The sequence below is a fragment of the Paenibacillus sp. 102 genome (genome assembly GCF_039549175.1).
GTDB lineage: Bacteria > Bacillota > Bacilli > Bacillales > Bacillaceae_G > Bacillus_A.
This window is the reverse complement of record NZ_JBCGHT010000001.1, coordinates 47,106-61,241: the sequence shown is the minus strand read 5'-3', so window position 1 is coordinate 61,241 and position 14,136 is coordinate 47,106. Positions and strand designations below refer to the sequence as shown.

The following is a 14,136-nucleotide window of genomic DNA, read 5'->3' as shown; positions in this document are numbered from 1 at the left end:
CCATTACAGTAAGTAGGGAGCTGGAAATATGGAAACCATTTTACATAATGAGCCACTTATGGCAGCTGTAATTGCTTGGTTTTTGGCGCAACTAATGAAAGTCATTTTTAAATTAGTAAAGATGAGAGAATTTGATTTTGCTCAGTTTTTCGCTTCTGGTGGCATGCCGAGCTCTCATTCTTCAACGGTTACAGCGTTAGCAACCGGTGTTGGAATGGTAGAAGGAATCACGAGTGCAGTGTTTGCTGTAGCGGCTATTTTTTCAATTATCGTCATGTATGATGCTTCAGGAGTAAGGCTTGCGGTAAGTAAACAGGCAAAGATTTTAAATGATTTTTTTCATGGTAGACAAACAGAATATAAAAAGTTGAATGAACTTGTTGGACACACACCTTATCAAGTTGTTGTCGGAGCTATTTTAGGAATTGTTGTTGGAATTGGATATTGTTTGTGAGCAGAATGTGTATTTACATGTTCTGCTTTTATTTGTTTCATACATAATTGTGTGCTAAGCGGAATATCGTATACGGATTTAGAAAGGGTGGGTGAAAAGAGTGTTATTATATGAAAAAGTGCGTGAGGAAGTTAAGAGGAAAATTACTGCACTGCAAGCGATACAACAACAAGATGGAACGTGGCGCTTTTGTTTTGAAGGTTCACCATTAACAGATTGTCATATGATTTTTTTGCTTAAACTATTAGGCCAAGAGCAAGAAATAGAGCCATTTGTTGCAAGACTAGTAGCTCTTCAAACAGATGAAGGAACATGGAAACTCTACGAAGATGAGCATGTTGGTAATTTATCAGCCACCATTCAAGCATATACAGCTTTACTTGTTTCTAAAATGTATACGAAAGAAGATATAAATATGAGGCGTGCAGAAGCATTTATTCGGAAGCAGGGTGGTGTTACAAAGGCTCACTTTATGACGAAGTTTTTATTAGCGCTCCATGGAGGATATGAATACCCTTCTTTATTTTATTTTCCAACGCCTATTTTATTTTTACCTGAAGATTCCCCGCTCAGTATATTTGAGCTAAGTAGTTCCGCACGTATTCACCTCATTCCGATGATGATTTGTATGAATAAAAGATTTACTGTACCCAAAACAATCCTTCCTAATTTAGATTATATTTCAGGCGGGAGTAAAAATCAGTGGTTCCGTGAAGAACGTTCACCGTTGTTTCAAACGCTGCTTGGAGATGTGAAGAAGTTTTTATCATATCCTTTATCTTTACATCATAAAGGAGACCGGGAAGCAGAGCGTTTTATGATTGAGCGGATTGATACAAATGGAACATTATACAGTTATGCAAGTGCTACATTTTACATGATTTATGCATTGCTTGCACTTGGATATCCGATTCAGTCTCCGCTTATTTCAAATGCAGTATTAGGATTGAAAACTTATATCTGGAATATGAATAAGGGATCCCATCTTCAAAATTCACCATCTACAGTATGGGATACAGCTTTACTAAGCTATTCGTTGCAAGAAGCGAGTGTACCGCATGATAACCAAATGATTCAACAAACGACAGATTATTTACTGCAAAAACAACATAAAGAGAAAAAGGATTGGAGTGTGCATGCCCCATCACTTGATGCTGGAGGCTGGGGATTTTCAGATGTTAATACGACAATTCCAGATGTCGATGATACGACAGTTGCACTAAGAGCGTTAGCAGAAAGTAGGAAAGGAAATCTAAAAGTAAAAGGAGCTTGGGAAAAAGGAATTGAATGGGTGAAGGGATTGCAAAATATTGATGGGGGATGGGCAGCTTTTGAAAGAGGTGTAACAAGTAAATTCTTAACACATTTACCTCTTGATAACTCAGGAGACATGATTACGGATCCGTCTACGCCAGACATTACAGGTAGGGTGTTAGAGTTTTTTGGAACATACGCTCCAAATGAATTACAAGGTGACCCAAAAGATCGAGCGATTCGTTGGTTAATTCATACGCAGGGGAAGAACGGATCCTGGCATGGGAAATGGGGAGTGTGTTACATATATGGTACTTGGGCAGCCCTTACAGGTTTACGTGCTATAGGAGTTCCATCTAATCATACAGCTTTACAAAAAGCAGCTAAATGGTTAGAGAGTATTCAACATAGCGATGGAGGGTGGGGCGAGTCTTGCAGGAGTAGTGTAGAGAAGCGATTTATTTCGTTACCTTTTAGTACACCATCACAAACGGCATGGGCACTCGACGCACTTATTGCTTTTTATGATACGGAAACACCTGTCATTCGGAAAGGGATTTCTTATTTACTCGCACATCCAACTCAGAATCAAGATTATCCTACAGGCATAGGGCTACCAGATGGGTTTTATATTCGCTACCATAGCTATCATCATATATTTCCACTCCTTACTTTTGCTCATTATATCAACAAATATAGAAAATAAACCGAGAAGTTATCTCGGTTTATTTTTTGTGGATAGTAGGTCCCAATTGAAAAGAATAAGGTAATGACTTACACCTTATTTTTTGTTGACTGGTGTTTTTGACGTGCATCAGCGGCGTTAGCACGTGCGTTTGCTTCTAAGTCATCGTGATCAGCGAGTTCACGAGAAAACTCTACATCGATGCCATCAGAAGTTTTGTTTCGTCCTAGGTTCTTTTTGTTCATTCGACACAATCTCCTTGTGTTTATGCTTATGTTGCAAGTTTAGTTTGACACAAATAGACTTTTTTATACAAAAAGGATTTGGAAAGCATAGAGCCGAAATATACAGTATAAGTAATAGAAATGGGGGAGAGTAATGGACTTTTTACATGGGAAAACAGCTGTTATAACAGGAGCTGCACAAGGAATAGGGAAGGAAATTGCTTGTACTTTTGCGAAGTTAGGTGCGAAGGTGTTAATCAGTGATGTAAATAAGGAGAAATTAAAAGAAACAGCAAGAGAGTTTTTAGACCAAGGATATGAAGTAAGTGTATATGCATGTGATGTGAGTAATCAAAACGAAGCAAAATCATTAATTGAATATGCGGTTCAAACATTCGGTGGGATACATATTTTAGTGAATAATGCTGGGATTACAAGAGATGCGATGTTACATAAAATGGAGAAATCAGCTTGGGAGCAAGTCATGCAAGTGAATTTAACAGGTGTGTTTTATTGTATGCAACCGGCACTTCTTTATATGAGGCAGCAACAATTTGGACGCATCATCAATATCTCTTCAATTAGTAGGGAAGGGAATATTGGGCAAGCGAATTATGCTGCAACGAAAGCGGGTGTCATTGGATTAACAAAAACGGCAGCAAAAGAAGTGGGTGGATTTGGTATTACTTGTAATGCCATTTGTCCAGGGTTTATGGATACAGATATGACAAAAACAATACCAGATAAAGTGAAAGAGAAGATGGTTGGTGCAATTCCAGTTGGAAGAATTGGAACGCCGCAAGATATCGCAAATGCAGCAGCCTTTTTCGCTTCAGAGTATGCTTCCTATATTACAGGTGAGGTATTAAATGTGAGTGGTGGCTTACAAGTGTAAGAGAGAGTTCTATATTTTTTAATCCGTTACGGAATAAAATGTTTGAATTCTCTAAACGAGTTATTACATAATAAGTAGAGCCTGACCGTCTTTTTTATTTAGAATCAAGGGATGTGCGTTTGGTATATGTGTACCAAGAATAATTATATAATGTGCAACATTATATAGAAAAAAAGAAGAGGATAGATACAAACAGAGAAATTCTGCTTGTTCTATCCTTTTGTTGTACTACAAATGACTTCATTTACTACTACAATGTATTTGCTTTTTGTGTATAGAAATAATAATGATGTTTAATTTTAATGCTTGAAATAGAATAATCCTCTATCCAATGGGGATAGCTGGTTTTAAAAATATTTAGAAAATCAGTTGACAATCCATCTACTATGTATTACGATATACCTGTAATATGTCGCACTGGATACCAACATCACTTAATAGTGAAATTGCAAAAATATTTTTAAGGAAAATAGTTGACACCCCTTCTACTCGGTGTTACAATGTACGTGTAATAAGTAATACTGAATAGTTTGTTTTCTCAAAAGCTATTCAGTAAAAATTCCCTTAGTACTCTGTTATACTGAATATAAGTCAGACAAAATAGAGGAGGCAGAGGAGGATCTGAACATGGAAAATTTAACTGAAATGCTGAAGGGTTCGCTGGAAGGCTGCGTGCTGGAAATCATCAGCCGCCATGAAACCTATGGCTACGAGATTACCCGCCGCCTGAACGAGCTTGGGTTTACCGAAGTCGTGGAAGGGACGGTATATACCATCCTCGTGCGATTAGAAAAGAAAAAACTTGTGAATATAGAAAAGAAACCGTCAGATATGGGGCCGCCCCGCAAGTTTTATTCACTTAATGAGGCTGGCCGCCAGGAACTTGAATTGTTTTGGGAAAAATGGGATTTTGTATCATCAAAAATCAACGTCTTGAAGTCAATCTAGCTGCATAAGATATTCCATCCGATATTTTTGGAGTGTCTTGTTCAGCTTTATAAAAAAGGAGGAAAAATAACATGATGGAAATGTTCAAAAAAATGATTGGTGATAAAAAAGAGTACAAAATGATGATGGCACGGGTTGGAGCCCTGCCAGAAGACTACCAGTTTGTATTTAAGAAAATTCAAAACTACATGTGGAATTTCTCAGCGGGCAACGGGATGGATATGCTACACATACAGTATGAATTAATCGAGTTGTTCGAAGCCGGTGCGGCGGAAGGTAGACAAGTGCTAGAAATCACTGGGGACGACGTGGCGTCTTTTGCTGACGAACTAGTGGCAAACGCTAAAACCTATGTCTCCAAGTATCGTGAAGATTTGAATCAGAGTATCATGAAGCGATTGAGAAAAAAATAAATTCAATAGATAATACCGACTGATTAGCTGGTTACAAATGTGAATTGCCGCCTTCGCTATTCAGTTATATTTTCAACCTAGTAATAAGTAATACAGATTATCAGTAAGACTAAATAGAAGAGTATAGGCAATCTAGCTCCGCAAAGCGCTTTTTATAAGGAGGAAAAAAGTATGAGCAATGCAGCGATTTCTGTAAAAGGGTTAAAAAAATCCTTTAAAGACAAGAAAGTCTTAAAGGGGGTGGATTTTGAGGTGCAGCGTGGCGAAATTTTCGCACTGCTGGGCTCAAATGGAGCGGGCAAGACGACGACGGTCAACATCCTCTCGACGCTGATGAAGCTCGATGGCGGCGAAGTAGGTATTTGCGGCTTTGACGTCCAGCGTCAATCGGATCATGTTCGTCAGAGCATCAGCCTGACAGGGCAGTTCGCAGCTTTAGATGGCATTCTCACCGGGCGAGAAAACCTGATAATGATTGCCAAGTTGCGTGGAGTTTCCAATCCCGCTCAAGTCGCCGACAATCTGCTTGCAAGATTCAGCCTAACCGATGCGGCCAACCGCCGGGCAGACAAATATTCCGGCGGGATGAAGCGCCGGCTTGACATCGCTATGAGCCTGATCGGGACGCCTGCAGTCATTTTTCTCGACGAACCGACGACAGGGCTTGACCCTGAAGCGCGGATTGAAGTATGGGATACCGTCAAGGAGCTTGCCGGCGGCGGCACAACCATCTTGCTGACGACCCAGTACCTGGAGGAAGCCGAACAACTGGCGGACCGTATCGCCATCCTGCATGGCGGAAAAATCATCACGACCGGTACCCTTACCGAACTCAAAGAGATGTTCCCGCCAGCGAAAGTGGAGTACATCGAGAAGCAGCCGACATTGGAGGAAATCTTCCTCGCAATCATCGGCAAAAAGGAGGAGATGTAAATGAAAAGCAAAACAGGGGTATTACTAGGACGTTTAATGCGCAACATCATGCGCAGCCCGGATACGATTATCACGGTGGCGATTACGCCGATTATGATGCTGCTGCTGTTTGTCTACGTATTTGGCGGCGCCATAGAGACAGGCACGGACAACTACGTCAATTATTTATTGCCGGGAATCTTGCTGATGGCTATCGCATCCGGCGTCGCTTACACTTCACTGCGGCTGTTTACGGATGTAAAGAGCGGGCTGATGGCGCGTTTCATTACCATGCCCATCAAGCGCTCGTCGGTATTGTGGGCTCACGTGTTGACCTCGCTTGTTTCCAATGCGCTTACTGTCGTAGTGGTTATCCTCGTCGCGCTGTTGATGGGCTTCCGTTCCAGCGCTGATATCCTGGATTGGCTCGCGGTAGCTGGAATACTCGGGCTGTTTACGCTGGCGCTGACATGGCTGGCGGTCATTCCCGGATTGACAGCGAAGTCTATGGAAGGGGCTACAGCCTACTCGTACCCGTTGATTTTTCTGCCGTTTATCAGTTCGGCCTTTGTCCCCACTGAAACCATGCCTAAAATTGTCCGTGCGTTCGCTGAGAACCAGCCCGTGACTTCAATCGTGAATACGATTCGTGCCCTCTTGTATGAAGGGTCTGTCGGCAACGGTATCTGGATCGCGCTTGCCTGGTGCGTCGGCATCATGGTCATTGCTTACTTCTTCGCCAGTAAAGTATTTAAACGTCAGTTAGGGTAAGTACATCATTATGAGATTAGTCATATCAATAGTCAGCCACTGCGATGAGTACATTTGCTATCACATGGAAGGCTGCTTAAATGCCGGGGCAACCATCGATGAAATCATGGAAACCCTCAAAATTGGTGTGATTGGTGGCGGCTCGATCACTTATTCCAACGCGAGGTTTGCCATGCATGCTTGGCGCTACCCCATAAAGCATTTAGAGAACTAGAACGCGTTGTAAGACTGTCTTTCTCCTAAAATATATTTCAGATATAAAATTACGGGAACAAATAACAGCTAGTACAAATAAAGTTGAGGCATATAACGGCTTTTCAAAATGGCTTTTTTCGGTGGAGATGGGGTTATTTCTGAAAATGATCCGGAAGAACAAGAAAAACGTATTAAATATAATGATTTCGTTGCTAATGCTGTTATTTTTCAGAATGTTGTTGATATAACGCTAATTTTATGGTCTCTCATGAAGGAAGGGTATAAGTTCTCGCGAGAAGATCTTGTTATGCTGAGTCCATACCTTACAAGGCACATTAAACGTTTTGGTGATTATGCCATCGATTTACCAAACATCTCTCAACCAGTAGGAGAGAATATACCAGTATAAACATAAAATGGGTCATCGGCTGGAAATAAAAGTAAGTCTATGACCCGTTTTTACACGTATCTCGGCTGAACCCCTTTGATAAACGCTCTTAATATTTTCAGTTGGTTCATTCTTTTATAAAAAAGTTTGGTCATTTCCTATCTATGTTGCTCCACAATCGCGCCCGATTGTGGAACTTTCAAAACTTAAAACGGTAACCGGTTAGCTACCAAGTATCACCAAGAAGGTGGAGGCCATTCTCCAATTAATTGCCGAATCAGTGCTACCTGCCCGGTATGATAACTGTTGTGTGCCATAAGAGTGGCTAAAAGGTCACCACGAGTCCTTTCCAATCCCGCGTCTTTCAGTTCCTTTAAATCTTTTTTTGCTTCGTTTTCAGCTTCCTTTAGCCCCTTACTGAATAGAAAAAGAGTGTCACTCCACTCGGTTTTATATGACGGAGCTGTTTCATCGGGCCATGAGTCTTCGTCATGTTCTGGATGATTGGGCACCCTACCTTTAAGGTAGGCAAGATAGAAATCTTGCCAGAAAATCATATGGTTTAGAATTTGCCACACTGAATATGGACAGTTTGCGGGTTTTTCCCCAGCCATCTCCCACCGTAAACCCTCAAACACCTCCAAGGGGTCAACATGAGCATTTTCCCCATGTAACCCGTTTTCAAAGAAATAAGATGACATAAGCATTCCCTCACTTTTACAAAATTGAACAAACTTTTTTCATTCAACAAAATAACCAATTCTTTGGACCTTCCCACTGTTTCTCAGGCCTCTTGTGCTTTTTTGTACTTTTGCCAGTCGGCGAAACGTAAAAGTTAAAATTTTCTGAATTATACTTTATTATAACAAATATTCAACAATCTGGCCCGATTGCGGAACAAGAAAAAATCCTGTACATCAACACAGGATTTTTGATCAAACTTTTTTACAAATTATCAAACTTTGTTTTAAAGCCACATCTATACACAAAAAGTAAATACATTGTAGTAGTAAATGAAGTCATTTGTAGTACAACAAAAGGATAGAACAAGCAGAATTTCTCTGTTTGTATCTATCCTCTTCTTTTTATCTATATAATGTTGCACATTATATAATTATTCTTGGTATACATATACCAAACGCACATCCCTTGATTCTAAATAAAAAACTTTGGTCAGGCTCTACTTATTTAGTTCAGGTTCACCCAAACACTCTTCACCTCGGTATAGTTATTTAATGCATAAGATCCCATTTCGCGGCCAAGACCAGATTGTTTAAATCCACCAAATGGAGAAGCTGCATCAAATACGTTATAACAGTTTACCCATACTGTACCAGCACGGACTTTGCTTGCAATGTAATGTGCATTTTTGACATTTTCTGTCCATACACCAGCAGCTAAACCAAATGACGATTTATTTGCACGTTCAATTACTTCATCAATATCATTAAACGGCAATGCAGAGATGACAGGACCAAAAATTTCTTCTTTTGCAATTGTCATTTCATCATTTACGTCTGCAAATACAGTTGGAGCGACGAAATAACCTTGCTCGTATGGCTTGTTTCCACCAACAAGCACTTCTGCGCCTTCTTCAATGCCTTTTTCAATGTATCCCATAACGCGTTTTTGTTGTTCTTCAGAAACAAGAGGTCCAATTGTAGTTTGAGGATCTAGACCTGCGCCTTGTGTTAATTTCTTTGAGTAAAGAACAAGGTCAGCCATAACGTTATCATACATTTTCTTTGGAATAAATAAACGTGACCCAGCGCAGCATACTTGGCCTTGGTTAAACATAACGCCAGAAAGGGCTGCTGGAATCGCACGAGATAAATCAGCATCTGGTAAAATGATATTTGGTGATTTACCACCAAGTTCTAATGTAACTCGTTTCAATGTTTCAGATGCTTGTCTCATAATTTGTTTACCGACAGGAGTAGAACCCGTAAATGCAATTTTATCAACGAGAGGATGATTGACAAGAGCTTGTCCAGCTGTCTCGCCGAATCCTGGTACGATATTTACGACACCTTTCGGGAATCCAGCTTCTTCAAATAATTCGGCTAAGTATAGAGCGGAAAGAGGTGTTTGCTCTGCTGGTTTTAGCACAATTGTACAACCAGTTGCAAGTGCTGCCCCCATTTTCCACATCGCCATAAGGAGCGGGAAGTTCCATGGAATGATTTGACCAACAACACCAACTGCTTCATGACGTGTATAGTTAAAATATTCACCGGAGACTGGAATTGTTTGACCGACAATTTTTGTAGCCCAGCCAGCATAATAACGCATATGTTCAATTGCCAGCGGAATATCTGCTGCTAACGTTTCACGGATTGGTTTTCCGTTGTCTAATGTTTCAAGCTGTGCTAGTTCCTCTTTATGTTCTTCCATTAAATCAGCAAGCTTGTACATCAGACGGCTTCGTTCAGCACCACTCATACGTGACCAAGGACCTTCATCGAAGGCCTGTCTTGCAGCCATTACAGCTTTATGAATATCTTCGCGACCAGCTTCTGAAACAATCGCAAGTGTTTCACCAGTTGCTGGGTTTGGAGTTTTAAACGTCTTACCGGAAGCGCTTTCAACAAAAGCTCCATTCACATATAATTTTTTTGTTCCTTGAAGAAACTTTTCGACTTTTTCATGAAGATTTACAGCTAGTTGACTCATTGTATAACCCCCTTGAAAATATAATGTAAACGCAGTACGAGACGGCGTTTATTCCTGTAACAAGGTTGTAAAGAAACTAGATGAAAGACCTCTAATTTTAATCATAAATAATAGAGACTGAAAATTCAAATTTCATTTACATTACAATTGTAAAAATTATGTAATACGGAATTGAATTCTATATTTTTGTAAAAAATCCTTCTAGTTTTTCTTTTCTAGTAGGAAAAACTAGAAGAAGAATGTTACAATTATACATCGTGAGAGGAGGAAGAAAATGAAGGATTATCATGATGATCCACGCTTTCGAGTTGCCCATAAAGAAGCGTTAATCGGTCTTGGACTTGCTTTTATTAATTTTATAATATGGTATGGGTTTGCTTACGGGCTTGGTAGTAAAGATCCAAGTGAATATACATATGTATTAGGTTTTCCAGCATGGTTTTTTTATAGTTGTATAGTGGGCTTTGTAGTAGTAGTTATACTGCTTATTTTAATTGTACGTTTTGCATTTCAAGATATTTCGCTCGATGAGGAAGAAAAAAGTGAGGAATGATAAATGAATTGGTACGTAATAATTCCAATGATAATTTCTTTTATCGTTGTATTTTTAATTGGCGTATATGCATCAAGACGTGTACAAGCAACGGCTCATAATAAATTTTTACAAGAATACTTTCTTGGAGGACGTGAGCTAGGCGGTCTATTATTAGCTATGACAATGATTGCTACGTACGGTAGTGCGAGTAGTTTTATCGGTGGACCTGGAATTGCATATAATATGGGGCTTGGATGGGTATTATTGTCAGCAATCCAGGTTGTAACGGGTTACATTGTCTTGACGGTAATTGGTAAAAAATTTGCAATTATTGCAAGAAAGATGGAAGCAATTACGCTTATTGATTACTTAAAAGGGAGATACAATCATAAAGCAGTGGTCATTCTTTCGGCATTATGTATTATTATCTTTTTATTTTCAGCAACAGTTGCTCAGTGGGTTGGAGGCGGAAGGTTAATTGAATCGTTAACGGGTCTTTCGTATACAACGTCTTTATTTCTTTTTACATTTTCTGTACTTGTATACGTTTTAATTGGTGGATTCCGCGCAGTTGCTTTATCTGACACGTTGCTCGGCATTATTATGTTAGCAGGTACGACAATTATTTTAATTGCAACAGTGATTGCTGGTGGCGGAATTGAAAAGATCATACAAGAACTCGTTCAAATTAATCCTAGTTTAATTACACCGTTTGGAGCGGATGGCAGTTTAACGAAAACGTATGTGACATCATTTTGGATATTAATTGGTGTTGGTGTTGTTGGATTACCGCAAATTAGTGTGCGAGCAATGTCTTATAAAAATTCAAAAGCGATGCACCAAGCATTAATTATCGGAACAATTGTTGTGGGTACAATTATGATTGGTATGCACTTAACAGGTGTGTTTGCACGCGTGGTGCTTCCGGGTGTAACGGTACCTGATAAAGTAATGCCACTTCTTGCGATGGAGGTATTGCCACCTTGGCTTGCTGGAATCTTTTTGGCTGCCCCAATGGCGGCTATTATGTCGACTGTAAATTCACTTCTACTACTTGTGAGTTCATCAATCATTAAAGATATATATGTGAACTACATCAATGAAAAGGCTACTGATACGGTTATTAAAAAAGGAAGCTTGTGGATTACTGGAATCGTCGGTTTACTCGTGTATGCAGCAGCTATTAAACCACCGGAGTTCTTAATTTGGTTAAATTTATTTTCTTTTGGCGGCTTAGAAGCGGCCTTTATTTGGCCTATTGTTTTAGGGTTATATTGGAAGAGAGGGAATGCAGTTGGTGCGCTTGCGTCCATATTAATTGGAGTAGGCTCTTATATAATCATCCATCTTTGGTTCCCAAATCCGTTCCATATACATACAGTAGTCTTTCCGATTTGTTTTGCTTTTATCGCTTATATAATCGGTAGTGTATTGACGATGAAAAAAGAATAGAAACAATAAAACAAAACCGCAGTGCTTTCAAAGATGAAAAGCGCTGCGGTTTTTTATGATTAAAATTAAGTTTTTTATTCTGCATTCTTTTGCTTATTCATACAGTAGTAACAATTGATGGGATGGAGTTGAGACCTATGAAAAAGGTACTTTTTTTAGGGGATCCTGGCATTGATGATTCTTTAGCCATTATGTATGGGCTGTTACATCCTGAGATTGAAATTGTTGGGATTGTAACTGGATATGGAAATGTAACACAAGAGCAAGCAACGAGCAATGCGGCGTATTTAATGCAACTAGCAGGTAGAGAAGATATACCGATTATAAATGGAGCGAAAATGCCATTGTCGGGTGAATTTACGACATATTATCCTGAAATTCATGGAGCGGAAGGGTTGGGGCCAATTCGCCCTCCGAAAACCATTCAACCAAATATTAAATCGTTTTGCACAATCTTTGACATTATTGAACGCTATAAAAAAGAAATTATTATTGTTGATGCAGGGAGGGCAACAAGTTTAGCAACTGCATTTATATTAGGAAAAGATGTAATGCAAGATGTAAAAGAATATTACATCATGGGTGGTGCCTTCCTTATTCCAGGGAATGTAACACCTGTAGCGGAGGCGAATTTTCATGGGGATGCACTTGCTGCAAATGTTGTGACACACTATGCAAAGAATTTGACGCTAATTCCACTCAATGTTACCAAGGATGCTATTATTACACCAGAAACTGTTCAATATATAACGAAACATTCAAAAACAAAATTTAGGGAATTAATTGATCCTATTTTTAAGTATTATTATAAAGCATATAAGAAGATAAATCCGAAAATTACTGGGAGTCCCATTCACGATGTTGTTACAATGATGGCGGTTGTAAACCCTTCTATTATTGAATATGTATACCGGAAAGTAGACGTGGATTTAGAAGGGAGTGCAAAGGGGGAAAGTATTGCTGATTTCAGGTCTCAACCTGATGCAAAAGCTCTTAAAGATTGGGTGAGAATTGGATGGAAATTAAATTATAAGAAATTTGTTGAAAACTTTGTTCGAATTATGACATAGACATAATAGGAGACGACAAGTTAAAATAATAGAGACGATTATTTAGGCAATCGTCTCTATTGTTTTGTTTATAACTATATATAACAGGTAAAAGATGTAAATTAGGAGAGGGAATTCACTTGAGAAAAGTTATAATATGTGCGGGAATCATTGGTGTATTCATAGTGCTTATATCGGGTAACTTTTTAGCGAAAAAAGTTTGGAGCTCTAATAATGATGATGCTCAATTTATTGCCTCATTTGTTGAAGAACATAAAGATGAAAAAAATAGCGCCTTACTTATAAAGCGAAATGATAAAATTGTTTATTCTGTAAATCCCAATGTTGTGTTACCAGTTGCGAGCACGATGAAGTTAATTGTCGCATTTGAATTTACGAAACAAGTCGTAGATGGAAGAATTGACCCGAGTAGTTATGTATCAATTGATGATGTAAATCGTTATTATGTTCCAAATACAGATGGTGGTGCGCAGGATCGTTGGCAAAAGTATTTAATAAGAACTGATAAAATAGATGGAAATGCAGTGTCCTTAGAAGAAGTTGCGAAAGGAATGGTGAAGTTTAGTTCAAATGCAAATACAGAATATTTAATGGAGCTACTTGGACTAGACCATATTAATCAAAATTTACAAAACCTATCACTTCCTTCACACCAACCATTATTTCCTATCGTTTCTTCTTTATACATTCCGGGATATTTGCATAAGGAATTGCATATTCCAAAAAATAAATTAGAGAAAAAGCTAAAAGAAATGTCCGCAGAAGAATATCGTCGTTATGCCTTGATAATACATGAGCGATTAAAAGAAAAAGGGCCGTTGTTACAAAAGGAAATTCCGCTGTATTTAGAAGGGAATTATGAAAAAATATGGTCAGATAAGCTGCCAGCTGCATCTGCAAATGATTATATGGTGCTTTTGGAAAAAGCGAATCATAAAAAAGGTTTTACAAAGGATGAAGAAAAAGAATGGGCGAATCTCGTTGAAACAGATATGAAAGCCAAGAAGTACCGTAAGTCATTCAGACATGCTGGACAAAAAAATGGATATACACCATGGACATTAGCAAAAGCTGTTTATGCTACTGATAAACTTGGGAATTGCACAGAAATTGTGTTTTTAGCAAATCAACTGGATGAAGATGATAGTATAGAGCTTCGTAAACACTTGCGGAATTTACATTTCCAGGTGCTACAAAGTGAAAAATATGATGCAACTGTTATTAAATAACCCCGATGCGCGCGGCATCGGGGTTATTTTTGTTTAGT

General features: G+C 39.0%; 15 protein-coding genes and 1 pseudogene. 13 read left to right on the top strand and 3 right to left on the bottom strand.

Features of this window, described 5'->3' with window-relative positions; genetic code table 11:
• The first annotated feature begins 28 nt into the window (after window positions 1-28).
• Together AAIE21_RS00330 and AAIE21_RS00325 are read left to right on the top strand one after the other, a co-directional pair.
• Window positions 29-454 carry a divergent PAP2 family protein gene (locus AAIE21_RS00330; protein ID WP_343264954.1) on the top strand — a complete coding sequence of 142 codons (426 nt, stop codon included), beginning with the start codon at window positions 29-31 and terminating at the stop codon, window positions 452-454.
• 100 nt (window positions 455-554) lie between these two features.
• On the top strand, window positions 555-2,414 hold the full coding sequence (locus AAIE21_RS00325; RefSeq protein ID WP_343264953.1) for a terpene cyclase/mutase family protein: 1,860 nt from the start codon (window positions 555-557) through the stop codon (window positions 2,412-2,414).
• A 68-nt stretch (window positions 2,415-2,482) separates the two neighbouring features.
• On the opposite strand, the gene AAIE21_RS00320 is transcribed toward AAIE21_RS00325, so the two are convergent.
• Window positions 2,483-2,638, bottom strand: a complete 156-nt coding sequence (locus AAIE21_RS00320) for a YfhD family protein (protein WP_343264952.1) — start codon at window positions 2,636-2,638, stop codon at window positions 2,483-2,485.
• Window positions 2,639-2,771: 133 nt separating this feature from the next.
• On the opposite strand from AAIE21_RS00320, the gene fabG reads away from it, so the two are divergent.
• The 7 genes and pseudogenes from fabG (at window position 2,772) to AAIE21_RS00285 (ending at window position 7,160) form a co-directional block, all read left to right on the top strand.
• The gene (gene fabG, locus AAIE21_RS00315; protein ID WP_343264951.1) at window positions 2,772-3,512 is read left to right on the top strand and encodes a 3-oxoacyl-ACP reductase FabG; all 741 of its coding nucleotides are present in this window, start codon (window positions 2,772-2,774) and stop codon (window positions 3,510-3,512) included.
• Between the two features lie 627 nt (window positions 3,513-4,139).
• Window positions 4,140-4,460 (top strand): PadR family transcriptional regulator, encoded by a 321-nt coding sequence (locus AAIE21_RS00310; protein ID WP_033796096.1) that lies wholly within the window; start codon window positions 4,140-4,142, stop codon window positions 4,458-4,460.
• A 71-nt stretch (window positions 4,461-4,531) separates the two neighbouring features.
• Window positions 4,532-4,873, top strand: a complete 342-nt coding sequence (locus AAIE21_RS00305; protein WP_017151751.1) for a DUF1048 domain-containing protein — start codon at window positions 4,532-4,534, stop codon at window positions 4,871-4,873.
• Window positions 4,874-5,044: 171 nt separating this feature from the next.
• Window positions 5,045-5,806, top strand: a complete 762-nt coding sequence (locus tag AAIE21_RS00300) for an ABC transporter ATP-binding protein (RefSeq protein WP_343264950.1) — start codon at window positions 5,045-5,047, stop codon at window positions 5,804-5,806.
• The gene (locus AAIE21_RS00295; protein ID WP_343264949.1) at window positions 5,807-6,556 is read left to right on the top strand and encodes an ABC transporter permease; all 750 of its coding nucleotides are present in this window, start codon (window positions 5,807-5,809) and stop codon (window positions 6,554-6,556) included.
• Between the two features lie 10 nt (window positions 6,557-6,566).
• Window positions 6,567-6,770, top strand: coding sequence for a carboxymuconolactone decarboxylase family protein (locus tag AAIE21_RS00290; protein WP_343264948.1), 204 nt, complete (start codon window positions 6,567-6,569; stop codon window positions 6,768-6,770).
• A 34-nt stretch (window positions 6,771-6,804) separates the two neighbouring features.
• Window positions 6,805-7,160 (top strand): annotated as a pseudogene (locus tag AAIE21_RS00285) (Tn3 family transposase).
• Between the two features lie 215 nt (window positions 7,161-7,375).
• Here the strand turns inward: AAIE21_RS00285 and AAIE21_RS00280 are convergent.
• Window positions 7,376-7,840, bottom strand: a complete 465-nt coding sequence (locus AAIE21_RS00280) for a DinB family protein (RefSeq protein WP_343264947.1) — start codon at window positions 7,838-7,840, stop codon at window positions 7,376-7,378.
• A 487-nt stretch (window positions 7,841-8,327) separates the two neighbouring features.
• Window positions 8,328-9,812: an aldehyde dehydrogenase family protein gene (locus tag AAIE21_RS00275; protein ID WP_336453817.1), complete on the bottom strand. Its 1,485-nt coding sequence runs from the start codon at window positions 9,810-9,812 to the stop codon at window positions 8,328-8,330.
• A gap of 274 nt (window positions 9,813-10,086) precedes the next feature.
• On the opposite strand from AAIE21_RS00275, the gene AAIE21_RS00270 reads away from it, so the two are divergent.
• The 4 genes from AAIE21_RS00270 to AAIE21_RS00255 all read left to right on the top strand — a co-directional run bounded on the left by AAIE21_RS00270 (window position 10,087) and on the right by AAIE21_RS00255 (window position 14,098).
• The gene (locus AAIE21_RS00270; RefSeq protein WP_343264945.1) at window positions 10,087-10,365 is read left to right on the top strand and encodes a YhdT family protein; all 279 of its coding nucleotides are present in this window, start codon (window positions 10,087-10,089) and stop codon (window positions 10,363-10,365) included.
• 3 nt (window positions 10,366-10,368) lie between these two features.
• Window positions 10,369-11,799 (top strand): sodium/pantothenate symporter, encoded by a 1,431-nt coding sequence (gene panF / locus AAIE21_RS00265; RefSeq protein ID WP_343264944.1) that lies wholly within the window; start codon window positions 10,369-10,371, stop codon window positions 11,797-11,799.
• A 137-nt stretch (window positions 11,800-11,936) separates the two neighbouring features.
• Complete coding sequence (locus AAIE21_RS00260) at window positions 11,937-12,869, top strand: nucleoside hydrolase (RefSeq protein WP_343264943.1); 933 nt, start codon at window positions 11,937-11,939, stop codon at window positions 12,867-12,869.
• 119 nt (window positions 12,870-12,988) lie between these two features.
• Window positions 12,989-14,098, top strand: coding sequence for a serine hydrolase (locus AAIE21_RS00255; protein ID WP_343264942.1), 1,110 nt, complete (start codon window positions 12,989-12,991; stop codon window positions 14,096-14,098).
• Window positions 14,099-14,136: the final 38 nt, after the last annotated feature.